The organism is Sphaerisporangium flaviroseum (assembly GCF_039537005.1).
In the GTDB taxonomy this organism is placed as follows: domain Bacteria; phylum Actinomycetota; class Actinomycetes; order Streptosporangiales; family Streptosporangiaceae; genus Sphaerisporangium; species Sphaerisporangium flaviroseum.
On sequence record NZ_BAAAZR010000002.1, the window covers coordinates 34,744 to 56,081 of the forward strand.

Annotated in this window: 24 protein-coding genes and 1 tRNA gene; 8 read left to right on the plus strand and 17 right to left on the minus strand. The window is 64.2% G+C overall.

Annotation, left to right across the window (positions count from 1 at the left end; all coding sequences use genetic code 11):
- The first annotated feature begins 60 nt into the window (after positions 1-60).
- The 4 genes from ABD810_RS06445 (at position 61) to ABD810_RS06460 (ending at position 2,373) form a co-directional block, all read left to right on the plus strand.
- Positions 61-519 carry a peroxiredoxin gene (locus tag ABD810_RS06445; RefSeq protein ID WP_344935523.1) on the plus strand — a complete coding sequence of 153 codons (459 nt, stop codon included), beginning with the start codon at positions 61-63 and terminating at the stop codon, positions 517-519.
- A 135-nt stretch (positions 520-654) separates the two neighbouring features.
- Positions 655-891, plus strand: a complete 237-nt coding sequence (locus ABD810_RS06450) for a hypothetical protein (protein WP_344935525.1) — start codon at positions 655-657, stop codon at positions 889-891.
- Positions 892-1,177: 286 nt separating this feature from the next.
- Positions 1,178-2,263, plus strand: a complete 1,086-nt coding sequence (locus tag ABD810_RS06455) for an ROK family protein (RefSeq protein ID WP_344935528.1) — start codon at positions 1,178-1,180, stop codon at positions 2,261-2,263.
- Between the two features lie 35 nt (positions 2,264-2,298).
- Positions 2,299-2,373 (plus strand) — tRNA-Val (locus ABD810_RS06460).
- 88 nt (positions 2,374-2,461) lie between these two features.
- Here the strand turns inward: ABD810_RS06460 and ABD810_RS06465 are convergent.
- The 9 genes from ABD810_RS06465 to ABD810_RS06505 form a co-directional block, all read right to left on the minus strand.
- Positions 2,462-3,586, minus strand: coding sequence for a tyrosine-type recombinase/integrase (locus tag ABD810_RS06465; protein WP_344935530.1), 1,125 nt, complete (start codon positions 3,584-3,586; stop codon positions 2,462-2,464).
- Positions 3,586-5,247 carry a replication initiator gene (locus ABD810_RS06470; protein WP_344935533.1) on the minus strand — a complete coding sequence of 554 codons (1,662 nt, stop codon included), beginning with the start codon at positions 5,245-5,247 and terminating at the stop codon, positions 3,586-3,588. The genes ABD810_RS06465 and ABD810_RS06470 overlap by 1 nt, the downstream gene beginning before the upstream one ends.
- Entirely contained in the window at positions 5,244-5,405 is a 162-nt protein-coding gene (locus ABD810_RS06475) for a hypothetical protein (RefSeq protein WP_344935536.1), read from the minus strand. The genes ABD810_RS06470 and ABD810_RS06475 overlap by 4 nt, the downstream gene beginning before the upstream one ends.
- Positions 5,402-6,823 carry an FtsK/SpoIIIE domain-containing protein gene (locus ABD810_RS06480; RefSeq protein WP_344935538.1) on the minus strand — a complete coding sequence of 474 codons (1,422 nt, stop codon included), beginning with the start codon at positions 6,821-6,823 and terminating at the stop codon, positions 5,402-5,404. Before ABD810_RS06480 ends, ABD810_RS06475 begins: the two co-directional genes overlap by 4 nt.
- 91 nt (positions 6,824-6,914) lie before the next feature.
- A complete protein-coding gene (locus ABD810_RS06485) occupies positions 6,915-7,235 on the minus strand; it encodes a hypothetical protein (RefSeq protein ID WP_344935541.1) in 321 nt (106 codons plus the stop codon).
- Positions 7,232-7,516, minus strand: a complete 285-nt coding sequence (locus ABD810_RS06490; RefSeq protein ID WP_344935542.1) for a hypothetical protein — start codon at positions 7,514-7,516, stop codon at positions 7,232-7,234. The genes ABD810_RS06485 and ABD810_RS06490 overlap by 4 nt, the downstream gene beginning before the upstream one ends.
- The gene (locus ABD810_RS06495) at positions 7,513-7,932 is read right to left on the minus strand and encodes a plasmid replication, integration and excision activator (RefSeq protein WP_344935544.1); all 420 of its coding nucleotides are present in this window, start codon (positions 7,930-7,932) and stop codon (positions 7,513-7,515) included. Before ABD810_RS06495 ends, ABD810_RS06490 begins: the two co-directional genes overlap by 4 nt.
- A gap of 122 nt (positions 7,933-8,054) precedes the next feature.
- Entirely contained in the window at positions 8,055-8,786 is a 732-nt protein-coding gene (locus ABD810_RS06500) for a GntR family transcriptional regulator (RefSeq protein ID WP_344935546.1), read from the minus strand.
- A 443-nt stretch (positions 8,787-9,229) separates the two neighbouring features.
- Complete coding sequence (locus ABD810_RS06505) at positions 9,230-9,589, minus strand: hypothetical protein (protein WP_344935548.1); 360 nt, start codon at positions 9,587-9,589, stop codon at positions 9,230-9,232.
- 340 nt (positions 9,590-9,929) lie between these two features.
- On the opposite strand from ABD810_RS06505, the gene ABD810_RS06510 reads away from it, so the two are divergent.
- Positions 9,930-11,393: a helix-turn-helix domain-containing protein gene (locus tag ABD810_RS06510; protein WP_344935551.1), complete on the plus strand. Its 1,464-nt coding sequence runs from the start codon at positions 9,930-9,932 to the stop codon at positions 11,391-11,393.
- On the plus strand, positions 11,390-11,941 hold the full coding sequence (locus ABD810_RS06515) for a flavoprotein (protein WP_344935553.1): 552 nt from the start codon (positions 11,390-11,392) through the stop codon (positions 11,939-11,941). Before ABD810_RS06510 ends, ABD810_RS06515 begins: the two co-directional genes overlap by 4 nt.
- On the opposite strand, the gene ABD810_RS06520 is transcribed toward ABD810_RS06515, so the two are convergent.
- Positions 11,912-12,340, minus strand: coding sequence for a hypothetical protein (locus tag ABD810_RS06520; protein WP_344935555.1), 429 nt, complete (start codon positions 12,338-12,340; stop codon positions 11,912-11,914). The genes ABD810_RS06515 and ABD810_RS06520 overlap by 30 nt on opposite strands.
- Positions 12,341-12,831: 491 nt before the next feature.
- On the opposite strand from ABD810_RS06520, the gene ABD810_RS06525 reads away from it, so the two are divergent.
- Positions 12,832-13,725 (plus strand): hypothetical protein, encoded by an 894-nt coding sequence (locus ABD810_RS06525; RefSeq protein WP_344935557.1) that lies wholly within the window; start codon positions 12,832-12,834, stop codon positions 13,723-13,725.
- A gap of 239 nt (positions 13,726-13,964) precedes the next feature.
- Here ABD810_RS06525 and ABD810_RS06530 read toward each other — a convergent pair whose 3' ends face one another.
- From ABD810_RS06530 to ABD810_RS06550, 5 genes are all read right to left on the minus strand, one after another.
- On the minus strand, positions 13,965-14,300 hold the full coding sequence (locus tag ABD810_RS06530) for a hypothetical protein (protein WP_344935559.1): 336 nt from the start codon (positions 14,298-14,300) through the stop codon (positions 13,965-13,967).
- Between the two features lie 106 nt (positions 14,301-14,406).
- Complete coding sequence (locus ABD810_RS06535; protein ID WP_344935561.1) at positions 14,407-14,985, minus strand: hypothetical protein; 579 nt, start codon at positions 14,983-14,985, stop codon at positions 14,407-14,409.
- Positions 14,982-15,698 carry an RNA polymerase sigma factor gene (locus tag ABD810_RS06540; RefSeq protein ID WP_344935563.1) on the minus strand — a complete coding sequence of 239 codons (717 nt, stop codon included), beginning with the start codon at positions 15,696-15,698 and terminating at the stop codon, positions 14,982-14,984. Before ABD810_RS06540 ends, ABD810_RS06535 begins: the two co-directional genes overlap by 4 nt.
- Positions 15,699-16,735: 1,037 nt before the next feature.
- The gene (locus ABD810_RS06545) at positions 16,736-17,158 is read right to left on the minus strand and encodes a PPOX class F420-dependent oxidoreductase (protein WP_344935565.1); all 423 of its coding nucleotides are present in this window, start codon (positions 17,156-17,158) and stop codon (positions 16,736-16,738) included.
- On the minus strand, positions 17,155-18,057 hold the full coding sequence (locus tag ABD810_RS06550) for an NADP-dependent oxidoreductase (protein WP_344935567.1): 903 nt from the start codon (positions 18,055-18,057) through the stop codon (positions 17,155-17,157). The genes ABD810_RS06545 and ABD810_RS06550 overlap by 4 nt, the downstream gene beginning before the upstream one ends.
- Positions 18,058-18,237: 180 nt before the next feature.
- On the opposite strand from ABD810_RS06550, the gene ABD810_RS06555 reads away from it, so the two are divergent.
- Positions 18,238-18,834, plus strand: coding sequence for a TetR/AcrR family transcriptional regulator (locus tag ABD810_RS06555; protein ID WP_344935569.1), 597 nt, complete (start codon positions 18,238-18,240; stop codon positions 18,832-18,834).
- 315 nt (positions 18,835-19,149) lie between these two features.
- Here ABD810_RS06555 and ABD810_RS06560 read toward each other — a convergent pair whose 3' ends face one another.
- The gene (locus ABD810_RS06560; RefSeq protein ID WP_344935572.1) at positions 19,150-20,019 is read right to left on the minus strand and encodes a site-specific integrase; all 870 of its coding nucleotides are present in this window, start codon (positions 20,017-20,019) and stop codon (positions 19,150-19,152) included.
- A gap of 249 nt (positions 20,020-20,268) precedes the next feature.
- Positions 20,269-20,865, minus strand: coding sequence for a hypothetical protein (locus ABD810_RS06565; protein ID WP_344935574.1), 597 nt, complete (start codon positions 20,863-20,865; stop codon positions 20,269-20,271).
- Between the last annotated feature and the right edge of the window lie 473 nt (positions 20,866-21,338).

Genomic DNA, 21,338 nt, shown 5'->3' on the forward strand with positions numbered 1-21,338 from the left:
GATGTGCGCTCGCGGTCGTTCGTTCATCTTCTGGACGTCTTCTGTGGGGAAAGGACCGGCATGGCCGTCGAGGTGGGTGACAAAGCCCCGGATTTCGAGCTGAAGGATCAGCACGGCACTCCGGTGCGCCTGGCGGACCTGCGGGGAAGGCGAGTGCTGCTCGTGTTCTACCCGCTGGCCTTCAGCGGGATCTGCCACGGGGAGCTCTGCGCCCTTCGCGATGATCTCGTCGCGTCCGCCCCGAAAGACGTCCAGGTGCTAACCGTGTCCGTCGACTCGATGTTCACCCAACGGGCATGGGCCGACAAGGAGGGCTTCACGTTCCCGATGCTCTCCGACTTCTGGCCCCACGGCGACGTGGCCCAGGCGTACGGTGTCTTCGATGAAGACAGGGGCCTCGCTCTGCGCGGCACCTTCGTCATCGACGGCGAGGGCGTGGTTCGGTGGAAGCGAGTGAACCCGGTTGCCTCGGCGCGCGACATCTCCGAGTACCACAAGGTGCTCGCCGAAATCACCTAGCGATGTACGCCGGGCGATGACCTGGCGAAGACGAAGGCGGTGGCGACGATGCCCTGCTATCGGTGCGGGGTCCGGCAGACGGACCCGGTACGTGGCGCGAGCCCCTGGCGACGCGGAGTCCGCCGCGAAGAACAGGTGCTCATCTGCCCGACCTGCCAGCGCGAGCACGACCTCGATCTGGATCACTGCGGATCCTGCGGTTCCACCATGCTGATCTGCAGGCTGGGGGAGGTCGAGTGCCGGTCGTGCGGCTCCGTACGGCTGGCGCGGTCCGCCGAGACAGAGACGCTGGTGAAGGCCGGGGCGCCCGGGCTGTCTGAGGAGGTCGAGGCCGCCCTCCGCCGCGTCCTCGGCAGACAACCCACCTCCTGATCCCTTCCTTCCGGCCCCTGGTCTCGTCACCGGTCCGTGCTGGGACCTCTCTCGCCTTCTTCTGGTTTTGACTCGTGCTCGCAAATCGGCAAAACTGCGCGGGAATCTGCAACAACGTCAAGATCCGGCAGTTGGGACTCAGCCTTTATTGGCGGATGTACGGGTCCAGGGGGACCTTTATGAACCGGACGTACGGGTGCAGCGGGTCGAGTGTCTTTACGAACGGGAGGAACCAGGTGGCCGAGACCGGTCGCGCCACTTCCTCCATCGAAGCGAGGACATGCGTATGAGCTCCTACGTCGTCGCCCTGGACGTCGGTGGCACCGCGATGAAGGGCGGTCTGGTCAGCGCCTCCGGTGAGGTACTGCTGACCGACCGGCGTCCGACCCCCCGCGTCGACGGGCCCCTGCGCGTGATCGCCGCCATCCGGACGTTCATCGACGACCTCGCCCAGGCCGGTCATGGCACGCCGTCCGGTGTCGGCCTCGCCGTACCGGGGCTGGTCACCGAGGACAGGGCCGTCTACTCCGCCAACATCGGCTGGAAGGACGTGCTCGCCACCGACTTCACCTCGTTGAGCGTGCCGGTCCGGCTGGGCCATGACGTACGAACCGGCGGTCTGGCCGAGCGCGTCCTCGGCGCCGGCCGTTCCGAACCCGACTTCCTGTTCCTCCCGATCGGCACGGGAATCGCCGGAGCCATGATCATCGAAGGCCGGCCGTACGGCGGGTCTTCCGGATGGGGCGGCGAGATCGGCCACATCTCGGTCTTTCCCGATGGCGAACGCTGCGCCTGCGGCCAGATCGGCTGCCTGGAGACCTATGCCTCAGCCGCCTCGGTCGGCCGCCGCTACGGCGAACGCCTGAGCCGAGCAGCCTCCGTACAAAGACCCGACACCGCTTACTCCGCCCCAGGCCCGTCGGCAGCCGCTTACTCCAATCCCGCCTCCGCCCCCGGCGCCTATCCCGCCCCGCCCTCGGCCCCGGCCGCCCACTCCGCCTCCGCCCCACCTGCCTCCGCCGAGGACGTCGTGGCTCTGGCCATGCGCGGTGACCCTGACGCTTCCGCGGTCTGGGACGAGGCCCTGGAGGCCCTGTCGATCGCCCTCGCCTCGTACACCCTGCTGCTGGACCCGTCATCGATCGTCATCGGGGGAGGACTGGCAGAGGCAGGCGCGGCGCTGTTCGACCCGCTGGCCGAACGCCTCGAAGGCCGCCTCACGTTCAGATCCGCCCCTCCCCTTCGACACGCCGCTCTCGGCATGAACGCGGGAATGCTCGGCGCCGCCCTGCTCGGCTGGCAAGCGGCGGGCATTGCCGACGCGGGAGCGTCCTGGGCTCTCGATGTGCTCAGGTCGCCTTCTGTACCGTAAGGTGTAGCCCGTCCGCGCTCAACGAAGCGCGTGCGGGGCGCTTAGCTCAGCGGTAGAGCACTCGCCTTACAAGCGAGGGGTCACTGGTTCGAACCCAGTAGCGCCCACCAGCCAAAACACCCCCGCCAGAGATCTTCTGACGGGGGTTCCGTGCCATTAGCGTGCCATTAGCTTCGAGATCTTGACGCGTCGCGGTGATCACCCGCCCCCACCGGCTTCCTCGATCATGTTGTTCATCGCGTTGGCGATCTTCCGGTCAGCCTGGGCTGTGCTGTGCTGATAGATCATCGCGGCCCGTACGCTGTCGTGGCCCATCCGCTCCATGAGATCGCGAAGGCTCGCCCCCGACGCCGCCGCGATCGTGTTCCCCGTATGCCGCAGATCATGGAAATGCAGACCGGTCAAGCCGAGCTTGCGTGTCGCGCTCGCCCAGCCGGCCGCGCGGCGGAAGTTGCTCCGCCGGAAGACACCGCCCCGAGCACCGGTGAAGATCAGCGAGTCGTCTTCCGGACCGGTGTAGTTCGCGAGGTGATGCTCCAGGACCGGAATGATCGCGGAGGGGATAGCGACGGTGCGGACGCCGGCCCGTGACTTGGGCGGACCGATGAGCAGTTCTCCGGAGTCCAATTCGACATGCTGTTGCCGAACACTGACGGTTCCCGCCATCAGGTCCAGGTCCATCCGGCGGAGCGCCGCCACCTCGCCCCATCGCAGGCTCGCGAAGGTGGCCAGCAGGACGAGCGCGCGTAGACGTTCCGGCATCAGATCGGCGAGCTGGAACACCTGGGGAACCGTGAGCACCGGCCGCTCGTCCGGGGTCTCTTCGCCGGCACCTCGGACCCGACACGGGTTGCGCGGGATGATCCGGTCATCGGCCGCGGTCATCAGCACGGCCCGCAGGAACCGGTACGACTTCGCCACCTCGGACGCGCCCACGCCCTTGCCGACGAGGGTTGCTCGCCACTCCCGGACCGTAGCCGTATCGATCTTGCCGAGAGGCACGTTGCCGAGATACGGCACGACGTACCGCCGCAGCAGCCCTCGGTAGATCTCGACCGTGCGGGGCCGCAGGTTCGTACGCTCGTTGATCCACTTCTCGGCGTAGTCAACGATCTTGACCTTGGACCGCTGCGGGTCGGTCCAGTCGCCCGTGACGAGCTTCGCCTCCACGAGCGAGAGAGCCTTGTCCGCGTCGCGCTCGGTGGCGTAGGTGGACTCACCGGTACGTAGACGCCCGTCCGGTCCCGGGTAGCGGATCTGGAAACGGCCGGACGGCAGCTTACGGATACTGCCGAAGCGTCGGCGTCCTTCCTTGTTCGCCATCAGGCGGCCACTCCCGTTGCCGAAAGATCGCGGATGGGTTGTCCGTCTGCTCGTGCTTGGGCTTGCTGTAGAGCGGTGCGCCATCGTTGCCGGTTGGCGATCTCTGTGAGCAGCCGTTCGGCCAGATGTGGCACATCGTCATCGGCGGGGGTGACGACGCGCCACAGATACCGGTGCGGGTCGGGGGCCGGCTGATCGTCGGTTGCCGAAAGGTCGAGCTGTTCGAGCACCCAGGTCCGGCGATCCTGCTTGTGCTCCGACAAGGTCTTGCCGGACCACTTGCGCGAGACCAGGACGCGGCGCCCGGCGTAGCCGAGGTGTTCGGGCTTGTGCGCCTTGGACCGGCAGCCGCCCGGCCGCATGCCCGGTTTCGCTCCCTTGGGTTGTACCCCGTAGCGCAGCCAGTTCGGGCAGGTCGGCGCACATGGCTCGTAGCGAAGCACGTTCATGAGCCGTTCCACGTGCGCCCGTTGCGCGTCGGTGGTGGGCTCGTGGCACTCGGTCAGTGACTTGGTGAGGTACTTGGTCAGGTAGTACAGCCCGAGATCGGCGCCGTGCGACCCGGCGAGGACGCCCTTGACGTCGACCTGTTCCCCAAGACGCACCACGTGGAAGGGCTCGGCGTCTTCATCGGCGTCGAGCTGGTCGAGGGCCTGCTCCCAGGTCGGCAGGACTTCGCCCGTCGTGGGATCGAGGTAGTCGCCGGCCTGCCCGCCGCTGCGGTCGTCAGCCACCCAGACCGGCAGGTGCTCGCCCTCGAAGCGGACCACGTCGCACGACGGCCACCACACTTGGTGGTAAGTGGCTGCTGCCACGGCCTTGACCTCGGCCCGGGGCATGGTTCCGCGTACGGCCATGTGCAGATGGGGAGCCAGCCGCCGTTGCGGTTCGACGGTGGCGAAGTACTGAACCTCATACCCGGCGACCCGGCGAAGGTTCTGGACGAACCGGTCGACCACCTTGGGGAAGTGGATGGCATCCCGTGCCGCGCGCACGTAGTCGTACGTCGAGGGGTCGACCGGGGTGCCGTCGTGGCGTACCTTGCCGTAGCTGTCGCAGGTCAGGGTGACGAACAGCGACGGCCGGTAGACCTTGCCATCGGGTGCGTTGAAGGTGCGTCCGACAGTGCGGTTCTCTCGCTGCCGCTTGGGCAGATCCGGAGCGTCCTGCCGGCGACGGGTCGAGCGTGACCGCCGCGGCTTGCCCTCCCCAGGGATGACGCTGCCACGCACGCCCGAGGTGGTCAGCTCGTCTTCCAGGGTGGTGATGACTTCATCCCAGACCGCCACGTCCCCGCCGCTCTCTTCAGCCAGCTCTCGGAGGACATGCGCATCGGCGCGTTCCTCCATGAGCCAGAGCTGACGGTCGGTCGGTGCGGCAGGTTCGGCGACCGGTTCGGCCTCCAGATGCCAACCCTCGCGACACTGCGCCTTGCGGAGCTGGACGGCCCGGTTGGCGCACGGCTCACACTTGCTCGCCAGCGTGGCGCCGCAGGGGACGTTGATGACTTCGATCTTCCCGGTCTGGACGTCGGTGCGCTTGAGCGGGATGGGCTGGACGCACACGCCGTGTTGCTTGGCAACCTCCTTGATGACGTCCAGGGCCAGCGGCATCGTCGTGCGGACGGCCCGGGGGATGGATCGTTCGGCGGAGTTGGTCACAGGGCATCACCGCCGTCCTCGGCCGGAAGCGTGATGGCGGTCTGACCGCATTCGTGGCACTCGACCAGGCCCCGCACCGGGTCAAGCCACAGCACGTCGCGGCAGCGGCAGATCTCGCACCGCAAGCCGTCGAGGAGGTGAAGGAGGGGCGTTGTCATCGGCCTTCACCAACCCCGGCGAACTCGGCCACCATGGCGCGGATATCGGAGTCGGAGACATAGGCGGCCCGGACGCGGACCGGTTCGGGAGAGGCTTCCAGCCGCACGTATCCCACTCCGGCACCGATCAGTGGGCTTGAGGAAATTTGGTCGGCCAGCGCGCCACGGTCGCGTGCGCCGTCGCCCAGCACGAGATCGACCTGACTCGGCTCGTCCAGCCGTAAGGCGATCTTGTCGGGGAACAGGTTGCGGATGTTGAGCACTTCCTTGCGCGGGTCCTGCAACGCCGCCAATACCCCGACACCGACCGCACGGCCCTGGGTGGTCAGGGTGGCCAGCGCGGCGGTGATGCGCTCCTTCAACTTGCGGTCGGCCTGGTAGGCGGTCAGGAACGCCACCTCGTCCACCACCACCAGGACGAAGGGGTCATGCACGGTGGGGATGTGGTTGCGCTGGACGCCGGCGAACCGACCCGCCCGTTCCTGTATGACCTTGACTGCCGCTGCGAGCAGGTCGGCGCAATCCGAAGGATCGGCGGCATAGTGGTCGAACAGGTCGCGGCCGTAGGACAGCTCCATGAGCTTGGGGTCCAGCGCCCAGATCTCCACCAGCCCGGCCCGGCGAGCGGGCAGTAAGCCGCGGATCGCCGACCACAGCCACGACCCCTTACCCGCCCCCGTAGCGCCAGCCACCAGCACGTGTGTGCCATGCAGCTTGAGCCGGTACAACGAGCCGTCTTCGTGCAGGCCGATCGCCACCGCTGAGACCTGCGTCTCGCGGGGGACTGACAGCGCGAGGATCGGTGCGGCGAGCAGGTCACGGTGCGGGAAGACCAGGCTGATCCGGCCCGGCCGGTCGAGCTTGATCCGGCACTGCACGCAGGCAAACCCGTGGGCGAGGTTGTCGGCCCGGTCCTGCCACTCGGTCACCGACTGGCCCGACAGCATGCGTACACAGACGACGTCGGCGGTCGCGGTACGGGTCACTTTGAGCAGGCGTGGCAGGTATTCACGCCCGCCGATGTGCGCGGCCAGACCGGCGATGACCATGACCGGTTGCCAATGCCGCCGGTAGGTCCACATCCACCGCCACCACGCCCGCAGCCGCAGCCCCGCCCACCGGGTGAACGAGGCGGGATGGCTCAGCCACCAGCCCACCAGCGTCGTCATGGTCGAGACGACGACCAGCACCGCGACGAGCCAGCCGTAGAGCACAGCCAGGGCGGGCGGGGTGGCGACGGCCAGGCAGGCGATCGGGTGCCGCCACACCATGCGCACGAGTCCCGCCACCGCGCGGCTCACGATCGCGACCAGAGTGACGATGGCAGGGGTGTTGACGACGGTCGGGCGGAAGACCAATGCGTTAGGGACGGTAGAGACGATCTCCCGGGTGTAGTCCCCGGGGAGTTTACGCAGCATAAACTGAACACCTCTTTCGTGACATCGCGTGGAGCGGGAGAGATCGGGGGCCGCCGGAAGTTGCCGCTTCCAGCGGCCCCACCCGAATCGATCAGGCGGCCTTGCCGGACGTCGCCTGGTCGGTAACCTGCCGGGCGTGCTGGTCGCGCAGGCGCTCGCAGTCGGCCAGGAACCGCGCCGCCGCCTCCAGCAGGTCGCGGGCGAACTTCACGTGCGTGTCGGTGACGGTGGTGTCGGAGGTCGTGCCGATGTTCACCCAGGCGCCGCCGTATTCGACGGACAGGAACGCGCGGGCACTGTCGCCCGCCGAGTAGTAGGCGACCCTGGCGTGATCGTCGGGATGAATGCTCACCCCCACCCGGGGGGACTGGCCCGGGTGCATGCTGATGGTGGTGTAGCTGTAGCCGCTCATGCCACGTTCTCCCCTCGCATCGTGTTGTGCGTGTTCTGGCGGTGGTGCATGCGCTCGACCTCGCGGGCGAAGGTGGCCGCCTGTTCGGCCAGCTCCCGGGCGAAGACCCGCAGCGCGTCATTGATGCGGGTGGCCGGAAGGACGAGCTTGACCACGCTGGCCCCGGCCGACAGCTCCAAAATCGGCGTACGGTCGGGGTAGGTGTGGCAGGTGGCCGCCCCTCGGCCCTGGACGTGCAGGAAGGTCTGCGTCCAGGACACCCCCGACCGGCGCGGCGTCACGCGGCGTCCTTGCTCGCGGCCGGGGCCGGCTTGCCGATCGGCCGGGGAGCGCGCATCTCCTGAGCCCGGATGGAGTAGGCCAGCCGCCCGGTCGCCTGGTGAACGTACGGGGTGACGGTCATACCATCGAACTCCACCGGGGTGATGGGCAGGCCCGCCATGGGCGCCGGGGGAACCGGCTGCACCGGAGCGAGGATCTTGACCGCCACCGTCTTCTGTGCGGCCTTGACGGTCGGGTCGGCGTCCATCACCGCGACCTGCCAGACCAGCTCACCGGTGTTCTTGTCACGCCCCTGGACGAACTTGCCGCCGGTAGAGGCTTCGAAGTCCTTGACCGGCTCGACCTGCCCCACGATGTAGCAGCCGTGCGGGAAAACCTGCTCGAAGTTGATCGGGATGGGCCCCTGTAGCGCCATGTCGTATCTCCTTCCTGTCATCTGCTCAGCCAGCTTGACTGGCCAAGCTGCCTGATACCAGTAAACGCGAAGCCCGCTTGGCTAGTCAAGCAAACCAAGCGGGCTTCGTCGGGAAACTTCGACTACCGGATCGGGTAGGCGTCTTCCAGCTCGTGACGGTCCCCCGGTAGCACGGTTTGAAGCACCACATGCGCCTTACCGGTCGCATCACAGGCCACCGCGTACAGATCCAGCAGCGCAGCCGATGCCGCGACGCCGAGCAGGCCACGTTCCTCCTTGGTCGGGTTACGCGCGGTCAGATGCTCAACGATGTGATCCAGACCCACCCCGGCCGCCGACTCCACTAGCCGGCCGACCCCTTGAGGCAGCTCAGCAGACGCGGCAAGCGCCGTCCCCTCGGCCAGCTCTGACCGCAGCCACACCGACACGATCTCCGAGGGTTCATCCCCCTGATGGACTACCGTCCTGCGCAGCACCACCGAGGCACCGTCATCCAGACCGAGATAGGAGGCGATCCGCCGAGGAGCCTTGACCAGCCCAGCCGAGACCAGCCTCGTCGTGCTCGGGATCTCTTTGCGATCCAGCAGTTCCCGGCCGGTACGCGGATGCTGCCCCGCGGCCAAGGCAGGCCGGCCCCGCACGAAGCGGCCCTTGCCCTGCTCGGAGATGATCCAGCCGTTATCCCGCAGCACCCCAAGCGCCTTGACCACCGTCGGACGCGCCATGCCGAACTCGGCCATGAGCTGGTGCTCACTGGGTAGCGGAGACCCGGGCGGGTACTCGCCGGACTCGATCCGCCGTTCTATCTCGGCGATCAATTGCGCGTACTTGGGGGGTGTGTACTCGAACGACATCCCGGGACCCTCGCATTCAGCTTGCCTGCCTAATCAAGCACGTTAGCAGGACAGCCAACCTATGCGTAGGTCCTACCAGCGGTAACGCGCACGACCCGCCAACTCGCAGAAGGATCAGCGCATGCGGACGAGCCCCCACGATCAGGAATTCGTGGAGGCTCGTCCAGGACAGGGCTAACCAGCCCGAACCGGCCCAACGTCGGGGGGAGTACGCGGCGCTGGGACAGCCAGTCCCTTACGTCGGGCTTCCGCCCTGTCCTGCTCATCCAGCCGAGCCGCGAGATCGGCGAGCGTATCGGCCCCCACCACATTGGCGATGCCGAACCCCGCCGCGCGTTCAGACCAGGAGTGATGCCGGTAGGCGACCCACCCACCGTGAAAATCCAGGATCTGCCACGTCCTGCCGTGACGCTGCTGGAGTAGCCCCAGGGTGATGACAGCGGTCATCGCGACGCCTGCCAATCCTGCGCCCGGCCCACCAGGAACGCCAACGCCTCGGCCGCCTCCTTCACAGGAAAGAGGAAACGCAGGTCGTCATCGACTGGACGCACGCAATACGCCAAATCCTTGCTGCTCGGCACGATCGTCACCGTTGCCCGAAGTTGGAGATCCGCGCCGCGCACCTCGAGCTCAGGGGAGACGTAGCGCGGTACGGCGTAGTCCTGAGGGCGCAAGCGCAGCCGTATCACCCGGACCACGCGCCCGGCGACGCCGTGCCGCTTCAGCTCGTCATTGAACGCAGCGAGCACAGTCCCATACAACGCCGCCGCATCCTGAGACACCAGGTCAGTCGTAACCACCATGCCGGCTCCCTTCACCCAGACCAGCGAGCACACGACCCAGGAGGTCAGGCCGCTTCGCCCTCCACCACTGGACACTCGAAGCACGCCACCCGGCGCAGAGCCACCGGCTCACCCGCCAGCCGTGCCTCCGCATTGACCCGATGCGCCCTGACGAAGCGCCAGCCTTTTCCTCGGCATGCCGCGCATTCCGCCTGGTTCTGTTCGCCCTCTAAACGCATGTGTCCAGAGTCGTGAAAGCCAGATCGACAACCCATCCCGGCTCGTTATCCCTTGACGGGATAACCCAAGGTCCCCTACCTGTTGTAGGTCGGCCATCCGTGACGACCTGGGGGACCAGCGCATGCGGGCACAGGCGAGCGAGCCCATCGGCCTATCTGTGGCGTTCTGGCAGCGCCAGGACGTATTTGACGCGCTATGCGCTCGGGATATCGGCCATGTGTTCCGCCTGGTCCGTCAATACGGCGGTATGAGTCAAACCCGAATCGGTATCGCGGTGAACCTCAGCCAAGGCAAAGTCAGCGCCATCATGAACGGGTCCGCGCAGGTCACAGCCCTTGAGGTTTTCGAGCGCGTCGCTGATGGACTGGCCATGCCCGACCCCGCCCGTATCGCTCTAGGGCTCGCCCCGCGCAGCAGCACCACGGCTAGCCCGTCCCGGGATACCACCTTGCTCCCGCCCTGGGCGGTCACCTCGCCACCGGTCGACTCCCCGCGGATGGGGCCACCTACTGTGGATCTCGTCCGCTCAGGGGAGGACGAGGACACCATGAGACGCCGCGACTTCGTCGGACTGACAGGCGCCGCCCTATTCAGCGCCGTACTCCAGCCCGCCCCGACCAGCCGGCCAACAGACGGAATTGAAGACCTCGCCGCCGCCTTGGTCGACTACCCTGCCGCGACAGAGCAGCCGATCGACATCACCGGACTCGCCCGCGGCGTTGCCCAGGCCAAGAGCACCTATCAGGCATGCCACTATGCCGAGGTGACCGCGATGCTTCCTGGCCTGCTGCGATCTGCACGCATCGCCTGTACGAGCGCGACTGGCGACGCTCGCCATCGCGCCCACGTCCTGTCGGCCGAAGCCCACCACGTCGCCGCGTCCATCCTGCTCAAGCAAGACGACAAGGGTCTCGCCTGGCTAGCAGCCGACCGCAGCACCCAAGCGGCCCACGCCTCCGAGAACCCGTTGATGATCGGCTCTAGCGCACGGATCATCACCCGCGCCCTCATGGATGGCAAACACCACCGCGCAGCCATCAACACCGCCAGTGCCGCCGCGCAGCGCATGGACACCGACCTCACTCGCCCGAACGACAACGACCTTTCGATCTACGGGTCTCTGCTCTTGTCCGGAGCCGTCGCCGCCGCCAAGACCGGCAACCGGCACACCGCCGCCGAGCTGCTCGATGAAGCCGACCAGGCAGGCCGCAGACTCGGCCACGACGGTAACCACATGTGGACCGCCTTTGGTCCCAACAACGTTCTATGCCACCGGGTCAACATCGCCCTCACCATGGGCGACGCCGGCACCGCCATCGACTTCGCTCGACAAGTCGACATCAACGCCCTACCGATCAATGAACGGAAAGCCACTCTCTTGCTCGATACCGCCCGCGCGTTTCTCACCTGGAACAAGCACGACCAGGCCCTCTACGTACTCCGTGCCGCCAGCGAAATCGCGCCCGAGGAGATCACCGCCCGCCCCGCCACTCTCCGGCTGGTCCGCGACCTGCTCGCGACCGCGCCCATCACCGTGAGGCGCGACGCCCGCGAATACGCCGAATCTCTCGGAGTCTCGGCGTGAGCAAGGTTCTCTACATCATCGTGTGCGCCGCCGGCCCCGCCGGAGACGTCGGCAAGCTCGTCACGCTGGCCCAAGACGACGGATGGACCGTCCAGATCATCGCCACCCCGCCCGCACTCGACTTCATCGACGTGCCAGCCTTGGAAAAGCAGACCGGCCGCCCTGTACGCAGCCAATACCGCAAGCCGGGGGAGCCGAGGTCACCCCGAGCAGACGCCATCATCGTGGCCCCCGCCACCTACAACACCATCAACAAGTTCGCCCAAGGCATCGCCGACACCTACGCCCTCGGCATCCTCTCCGAAGCCCCCGGCCTGGGCATCCCTGTCGTCGTTCTCCCGTTCGTCAATACCGCCTTAGCAGGCAGAGCGCCGTTTCGCTGTAGCGTGGATCAACTACGTGCCGAAGGTGTCCGCGTCCTCATTGGTCCCGGAAAGTTCGAGGCCCACGCCCCCAGCTCGGGGGGCGACCGCGTCGACACTTACCCCTGGTCTCTTGCCCTTACTCAGGCGCAAGCCCTAACCAGGCTTGACGATCGCGACGACTAGGCCACCAATCCCCGAGACGATCGATGTCAGTGCAACTACGGAGGCAAGACATTCCTTCGGATTGATCCACAGCCCGCGATTGGCCTCCCGCCATTTTCCGATGCCCATTCGCTGGAGGAAGTTCTGCCGTTTGTGCTGCATGAGATGGCAGCCAAACATGAGACCCTTAGCATTGTTTCGGCATCGTGGATCTTGTCCTGGCTTCGCCTGCCGATTAATCGCCCCGCACTGGTGGGGGACCTTGAAGAGGAAGTACGCCAACGCTCCAAGAGAGAGCACGATGAGTACGGGAGCTATCTTGATCTTGTCGTCTACAGCCACCCAACCCCAGATTGCAAGGGCAAAGACCAAATAACCCCAGTACTTCGCTATGAACCCGGTTGTCCCTCGCTTCGCCACGTCCGGAACCTACCGAGACCGCCGTTGGCGAGACCAGGGGAGAAATCGCTACCTGGTCAGTGACACTAATCTGAGTTGACAGGCCCCAGCTCTGTCGATGCCTACGTAGGTGTCGGCCTTGCTGTACGTTGCCGAATTCCGCTTTTATGGATCAAGGCGGCAGCGCTCCGCGCCGCCGCACGGCCCGCCGCCCGCTCCGCCCGGCCGGGCGTGCGGCGTGGGCGCCGGTCCCGGCCGGCGGCGGGAACGCGGGCCGCCCGCCGTACGCAGCGCCCGCCGTACGCAACCTGACCCGCCGACCAAGGACGCGCCACCACGCAGATGCAGCACGACGATCGCCATGCTCTGGCCGGCCGCCATACGGGGATGGGGGCGATCGAAGGTCCGGGACTTCGTTCCTCAGCCCCAGCCCACCGAGCCACACCAATGCTATATATCAGCGTCCGATGACGGGAAGGCGGTACGATGCACATTCACTAGGCAGCGAGGAAATGACTCCTGATATGCAGTGGCGACTCTTGGTCCCGTTCACAGCACCCCAATTACGCTTCACCGAAGAATTGAGCAAAACGGTCGCCGGATATGGCGTCACCATACGGCCAGGCTCTTTCCCGCTCGGCGAGATTATCGTTTGTAATCTGCCATCCGAAGATGCAGTCCGCCATGCGTTTTTGACCCTCAAGCGAGGCATGCTTATCGCGAGTATAAATGTTCCTTGCGGAATAAGGATTGAAGATGACTTGATGATTCTGGATGACAATTCAGCTCTACCAAGCCGGAAGGAACAACCATTTGCATGCCCACAGTCTAGAAGTCTTGAACGCATCATACTAAAACCGGGGCCGATTGAGTATCAAATGTCCTTCGCGCTACCCAAGCTAATGCAGGGCATCCAACTTGGCGCAACCTCAAAAGCTGTCGCTCAAGCGCTTTCGGATCAACGAATTGCGCTGGCATGCACGCTCTACATTGACAGCTTCTTTGAAACTTCTTACGAGGCGCAGTTCATCACTCTTATCGGAGTTCTTGAAGTGCTCAAGGAGCGGGGCCCGGTTTCCCCTGATGCTATGCAACTTATTGACGGCTGGCTCGAAGAGATTCGGCATCTGGAAGTTGGTGAGGCCCAATCGTTTCGAGGTCGCCTAAACTTCCTCAAACAAATTTCTCTCGGTGCCGGAATTAGGCGCACCGTTACTCGATACCTCGGATCTGATCGAGCTCGTGAAGTTCAGGAACTCTACAATATTCGGAGTAAACTGGTACACGAGGGTGAGCGACCTCTGGAATTACGTGATAACTTACGACAGGCAGAGATTATTGTTCGCGAGCTTCTGGCAAAGATTTTGGTTGACCCAAGAAATCTATCTGAAGGCAGAGATATCTGATCTTAACCGAGCGCGATCTTCCCGTGGTCATAAGCCTACGGCCCCTGTAGAATTTTGAGATCATGGTCGTGATCTTCGCCGGTAATGGGCCGGTGAGCTTGGTCTTGATGATGGCGCCGCCTGTGGCTCGCGGCCACCGCGGGATCTTTGATTGTCCACACAACATTCGATGATCACGCGCTAGCCGCACCCATGCCCACTCAAGCGGCGCGATTACCAACTGCAACTGGAGTACTAGACTAGTCGAGGGTTTCTGACGCTGACACGCTGTACAGCCCGGTCTCGCTTCTCAATTCCTGCGACGAACTGTGCTTCAATAACAAGAATTTCGTATGCTGGGCTTGGATCACTTTACATGCGGCGTCGATCTGTGTGCATGCTTCAGCCAGCTTTTCCAATGTCAAGCGGTTCTCTTGCTGCGATTGGCCGTCGTGCTGCCAGGTTTGGATACCGTAGATTATCAATTGACATACAAAAGCGATGACGGCAAGCGCCAATGCTAGAGTGTTGAGTGTATCGGCGTCCTTCGCTGCCGCTATAGCCGCAATGGTGGCAATGGTTCCGAGATTCAGCAATATACTTCCTATTGCCAGAGTTCGCCACTTGATATTCATCTCTCCCGGTGACATGGAACAGACCCCCTGATCGTTAGTGATGGAATTTCCTCTTACGCGTGTCAACTCAAGACCCGGTACAGTGGCGGCGACCGCGAGAGTGCTGACCGGCTTTGAAACGGATGCTATTGGCGCTTTTCTCGCTCTCCACGGATTCCTCAGCACTAGACATCGACTCTTCCTCGCATAGCGCATCAATAATCATCGGTTCAGGCGCGGCTGGACTTTTCCAAAAGTCAAGGGCGATATCCGTTGCCCCGAGGCATCGCGCTACGATGACCAAATCCTGCTGCTCGATGCCTAACTGGGTGAGAGATTCGATCAGTTTCCTCTGTTCCTGGACTACTCTCGATTCGCGCCTGTGGCGGCCGCCTTTCTTTTCGAGATCTGCTACGGCGGAATCGATCGCGGCATCCACGTCTGCCTCATCGAATATAGGTAGAGTGGCCGTTGCCTGCTTATGTATAAGAAGGACGTCTTGAGATAGGTCTTCTTCATCGACCAAATGGATCAGTGTGGAGAGCACCTTCTTGTAGTCGCTATCGATGCCTTGCTCATAGTTCGCTGGGCGTGAATCGCCGGACGCAAGGCGACCAGCTATCTCATGTAAGCGATCGTTGACTGAATCGAGAATACGATCGTTCACTCAGCATCGCCTCTCTCGGTCATTATGGGCTCGAGCAAAGATTTAAGCTTCTCGCGTGTGGTGAAGACCGTGGACTTGACCGTACCGATCGAGATGCCCAGGATGCTGGATATCTCTTTTTCGCTGCAGTCGTTGATGAAGCGCAGCACAGCAACTTCTGCTTGGCGTGATGGTAGTGATCGGATAGCGCCCTCTATGACGATTCTTCTTATTACGGCCTCGTCGGCGCCGGCCTTAGTGAGGATCGTATGAGCTTGAAGGACGTTTTCCTCGACATTCGTCAGAGATTCTTCCTGGGTTATGTCCGGTGATTGCAGAATCCGTAGCATGATCCGATTCGCAACCTTGTGGGCATACAGGTCAGGCTTAGGATGCCTATGGACTATGGCCCACTTTCTCTCGCATATGATCATGGACGTCTGAGCCACGTCTTCTGCCCGTCCCCAGTCGCGGCATTTGGCGAACATGGCTACCCGAATTCTAGGGTACATGTATTCGTAAAATGCGTCGTAACTGTGGAGCCAATGCGCTGTTCCGCCCTTCGGGGTGGCATCGATTGAAGAAGTCGATGGCGTATGTGAATCCGCGAGCATTCCCGGTTCCCGGATTTCTCTCGCGGCCGAGGATTGACCCTTTGATGGTTGTGTCACGAACATTCCGTATAGAGTCGCCGCTCGCCGGATTTGGCTAAACGGTATTAGATGTATGTTCATGCTCAATCTTGCGAATGAGCCTACGCTTGCAACCCCTTCCGGGACAGAACATCACAAATCGGATATTTGGAGCTAATGCGGCATCTGGGCGCCTTCGCTCTGGAGTGCACCCGCGTGGCGTCGGTCACTGCTCTGTGGCGACGGCGTCCGTTAGATGCCGTCGTAGTGATAAAGGCGATGTCAGGGGGAAAGGTTGGGCGTAAGTGAAGATTGAGGCAAGCTGGACATCTGACTGGATGCGTTGACGTGCCTTTGTGGCACAGTGGCCAGTTTGCGGCTTATGCGACTCTTAATCCTTATGTCGGGATTCGTGTTGCTCTGGCATGTCGTTGATCATAGAACCCGGGCGTGCGGGTCGAGGCGGACAGGATGATCGGATGCTGGAGCCGTGCGCGGCCGCATCCAGTGATCCCTCGGTGGTTGCAGTGTCTAGTTGCAGTCCGGTCCCGCGCGATGCCGTTCCAGGGAGACCGGAGCGATGCATTTGTCCATCTTGAAACGTCCTGGGACGGGCAAGGGCCGAGCTGCTAATGCGGATTGGGTACGTGCGCCGACGCCATAACGATGTACGTGCCATGGGCATGCCTAAGCGCGTGCCACTTCGTGCCACCCAGCGTGAGCTCAACCCAGGTCATCACCATGATCACCGTGCCATTAGCGTGCCATTAGCTCGCGCCGGGGAAGGTCGCTCGTGGCCGGCGACGCTTGGCGCGCCGCAGGTCGGGGGACTGGCGAGGCGGTCATGGCTCCTTACAAGCGAGGGGTCACTGGTTCGAACCCAGTAGCGCCCACCAGCCAAAACACCCCGCTTCCGATCAAGGAAACGGGGCGTGAGTGACTAACTGAGTGACTACGCCTCTTCTGACAGCGGGAAGATGCCGTCCATCGCCCTCGCTCCCTCCTGGATGACCCGGATGTCAGGGCTTCGTCGCGCGGTGGTTGCCTGCCTTCTTTAGGGAGTACGTGGGGGGCGTCGATGGGCCGCCGCCGCTTGTCCGACGTAAGGTTCGCGGACCGCTCCGTTGATTCGCTTGACCTCAACCCCGCGGGATGGATCGGGCGCCGCGGGCTTGGTGTGGCGGGTCGATGCCCCAGCTGATGACGCGTCGCGGGTAGATACGGATGATCGCGCCGAACGTACGGGCGGCGCTGTCGGAGGGGGCGTCGATGGCTTCCGCGGTGCCGCGGATCTCCAGGCATCGGATGCTGTCCATGCCGCCCGACATGTCATCGACGACGACGGCGGCCCGTGGCCTCGCCCGCACGTTGCGGTACTTACGGCTAGCGGCCATGTTGTGACCGCCGATGTCGATCGTGTTGGTCACCGGATTGTAGTAGCAGGACACCGGATTGACCTGCGGGCCGTCATCCGGCGCGATCGTGGCCAGACGGCCGAGCCGCTGGGCGGAAAGGTAGGTGATCTCACCTTCGGTGAAGACGGTGGTGTCGATTCGGCTCACGTCGTCACCAGCACGATTTTTCCGCGGGCATGACCGGTCTCGATCTCGCGATGAGCAAGGGGCGCTTCCTCCAGGTTGAATCGCTTCCATATCGGCACTGTCAGGTCGCCTTTCTCATAGCGAGCGACAAGACCGGCGAGCCGGGCGGCTGAGCGGTCGGTCCCGACCCTGCGTACCCCAAGTCGTTGTTCGGCCTGCCAGTCGACCAGGGTGATGGCGCGCTCGGCCGTGCCGAGCAGCCGCACAGAGACGTCGTTGGCCTCGCCGCCGACGCAGTCCAGCGCCGCGGTGATGCCCTCCGGCGCCAGCTGCCGGACCCGATCGGCGAGTCCCGGTCCGTACGTCACCGGCAGGGCGCCGAGGCTCTCCAGGTAGGCGTGATTGCGCTGACTCGCAGTGCCGATCACGGTAGCCCCGCGTGCGATCGCGAGCTGTGTCGCGAACGAGCCGACGCCACCGGCCGCCGCGTGTATCAGCAGGCGGTCGCCGGCGGTGACGTTCAGTGCGTCGAGCGCGGTGTCGGCCGTCTGCCCGCTGGCCGACAGGACTCCGGCCTCCGGCCACGGCATGGCGGACGGCTTGCGCACGGCGTTGGTCGCCGGTGCCACGACGGTGTCGGCGTAGCCGACAGCGTCGACGAAGGCGATGATCGGCTCGCCTGCGGTGAACTCGGTGACACCGGCCCCGACCATGTCGACGACACCCGCCACCTCGTTTCCAAGGCGCGCGGGAAACACGGCGGGGTTGTACCGGGCGAAAGCGCCACGTCGGTAGCCGGCGTCGAACGGCTGTACGCCGGCTGCCTTCACCCGGACTCGGATCTCCCCTTCCGCAGGGTGCGGGTCGTCCGTTTCGACCACCTGCAGCACCTCCGGTTCGCCGTACTCGGCGAACACCACGATCCTCGCCATGTCTTGCCCCTTCGTGTAGTCCAGGTAGTCGAGGAAGTATCAATCATTTGATTGATAGTTGTCAATCAAATGATTAACTGCTGTACTGGGGCGGTGACCGCGCAAGAAGGAGTCAACGAACAGCCACGCGCGCCTCGTCGGCACCGCACTCCGGGAGAGCGCGACCGGATGGCCGAGCGAACACGGCAGAAGATCCTCGACGCGGCCATAGTCGAGTTCGGGGCCAAGGGCTACTCCGGCGCCCGGACCGCGGGCATCGCGGCCCGGGCCGGTGTCAATCAGCAATTGATCGCCTACTACTTCGGCGGGAAGCAAGGCCTGCTCGATGAACTCAGACGGCGCTGGTCCACCCGCCAGGAGACACTGGTGCCTCCGGAAGCCACCTTCGCCGAGTCGCTACAGGCATATCTCGACGTGACTCTCGATCACCTGGACTGGGCGCGCCTGGTCGTGTGGCAGGCCCTCGGCGACGATCCCGGCCAAGGTGCCGAGGAGTCCAATCACGCACAGGGGCAGCGAATCGAAGAGGGTGTGCGCCGCATCCGTGATCGTCAGCGCGCGGGCGAGCTCACCGACTCGGTCAGTGCCGAGTTCATCGTGCTGCTCGCGCACATGGCTGCCTTCGCCCCGGTCGCCATGCCGCAGATGGTGCAGAGCGTTCTAGGCGTCGCCCCTGGCTCTGCGGAATATCGCCGGCTGTGCCGAGATCAGCTCGCCACCCTGCTCAGCCCATGCGAAGCCGTTCACGACACCCTGCCGGGGTGATCAGCGCGTTTGACGACGGCTCATTCGCCGATCGCCTTGCTGTGGCATTTGGCCGCGGTGCCGAACGTCGACGTTCCTCTTACCCCCGGTCATGATCTGGGCTCGGTGTGGTTCGGGCCGCACGCAGCCTGATCGACGGACACCGGTCACCCGGCGGGCAGGAATCCCGCTTGCTGCCGAGGTGCTGTGGCAGTCACCGAAATCGGCGCTGACGGCAGGACGCGCAGAGAGCGCGAGTTCTGGGTGACCATCCGGGTGACAACGAACCCGTACGGGGGCGGACGCCGGTGGACGGTCATGGACCGTACGCCCAGGTCAGGGCCGGTATCGACCCTGATCGTGCCCCCGCTCGGATCGCCTTACAAGCGAGGGGTCACTGGTTCGAACCCAGTAGCGCCCACCAGCGGAAACAGCCCCGTCTCCCACCTCGGAAAACGGGGCTCGTGCCATTAACGTGCCACTAGCACTCATCGCTGATCTTGCTCGGTGAGCACTCGCCTTGGCGGAATCACATTCGCGATCTTGCCGTCCATCGCATCGGCGATCTTCCGGTCCGCCTCCGCCGTATTGTGCTGATAGATCATCGCAGTCGGCACGCTGTCGTGCCCCCATCCGCTCCATGAGGTCCCGAAGGCTCGCCCCCGACCCGGTCGCGAGCGTGTTGCCGGTATGCCGAAGATCATGGAAGTGCAGCCCGGGGACCCCGATCTTGCGCGTGGCCCCCGCCCAGTTGGCCGCTCGCCGGAAAGTGCTCCACCGCAGGATGCCGCCCCGAGAACCTGTGAAGATCAGCGCGTCGTCTTCCGGACCGGTGTACGAGGCCAGGTGATGCTCAAGCACCGGAGTGATCCCCGAGGGAATCGCGACGGTACGCACGCCGGCCCGCGACTTGGGAGGACCGACGAGCAGCTCACCCGTGTCCAGCTCCACATGCTGTTGCCGAACGCTCACCGTGCCCGAGTTCAGGTCCAGATCCATCCGCCGGAGTGCCGCCGCCTCACCCCATCGCAGGCTCGCGAACGTGGCCAGCAGGACGAGAGCGCGGAGGCGTTCGGGCACGAGATCAGCGAGCTGGAACACTTGGGCGACCGTCAGCACCGGCCGTTCGTCCGGCTTCTCTTCGTCCGCGCCTTTGATCCGGCACGGGTTGCGCGGGATGATCCGATCATCGGCCGCCGTCATCATCCGGCTCGCAGGAACCTGTACGACTTCGCGACCTCGGACGCACTCACGCCCTTGCCGACGAGCGTTATTTTAATCTCTTCGATGACCTGCAGCTAGAGCAGTCTGATTTTAAGGAACTCCGACACCTTCGAAACAGATTAGTGCACGATAGTGCTGAAACAGTGAGTGACGCAGAGCTATCAAAAGGCATTTATCGCGCAGGCGAACTAAGGCGCGCCGCCGCCTGACGCTGAATAGGTGCCGCTCTGGTCAAGAGAAGAAGTCCTGTTTCCGTATCGTGATGTCTACCTTGTTCGCATGGTTGCCCGCATCGACAAAAGCTGCCGAGGTGTCCTGTCTGGACTTTCCTCGCCAGCCACACGCGCACGTCGCTGTATACGTATTCGGGGCAAGTTCCTCCACCCGACCACGGTGTCGCCGACCGCGTGCCTGGCCGACCACGCCATGGGCTCCCATGGCCAGCACAGCCACAACGCCCAAGGCGACGATCGCAGCCAACAAGCCTGCGAGTTCGGCTTGTCCAACCTTTCCCAAAGGAATGGGCTCGTGTCTGCCGTTGAACCGCTTCATTGCGCCGGTAGTCAATATCGCGGCTGCAACCACCAGGGCGAGCACGCCCAACGCCGTCCGGCGTATCTTCTGGACCAAGGCCAAGGCAGCGGGAACAGCGACGACACTCGTACCGATGCCGGCACCTACCATGACCCGCGGCCAAAGCCACGGTTCATCAAACGCCTGTTCCAACAGGATCAGGGGAGCCACACTCATCATCAGCCCGCCTAGCGGGAAGACAAGCCAGCCGTGTCGATCGACGAAGCCATGTACACGGTCTTCGACCTTCCCCATGTTGAGAGAACGGACCGTGGTAACACCAGGTTCCTGTAGCCGCCATTTGTAGCCGGGGTTCTGACTACAAAGCGCCTCCGGCGGGGGCCTCGGCTCCGGGGTGGTCTCCTGCGGTGACCGCAGGGCCGTAGGTGGCTGAGGTGGGGACTGATCACCCCGGCTGCCGCGACCCAGGCGAGCCCAGCAGGCCGGCTCCTCCGGCACAAGCCCGTCTGTGATCGTTGGCGTCCCATGATCGAGGAACAGGGACCGGTGGACGTACACGCGAAGACGGGCTTGTGGCTCCGTCGCCGGCCTGCTGCCGCTTCGCGGTGGGTCGAGGCAGACGGGGTGATCAGGTGGGGGAGTTCGCACGGGGTTGTCCACCCGAAGGTGTGCGTGCCATCCGCGTGCCTGAGCGCGTGCTACTGCGTGCCATTCGGCGTGATCAAGGAGCAGGTCATGACCATGATCACCGTGCCATTAGCCAGCCC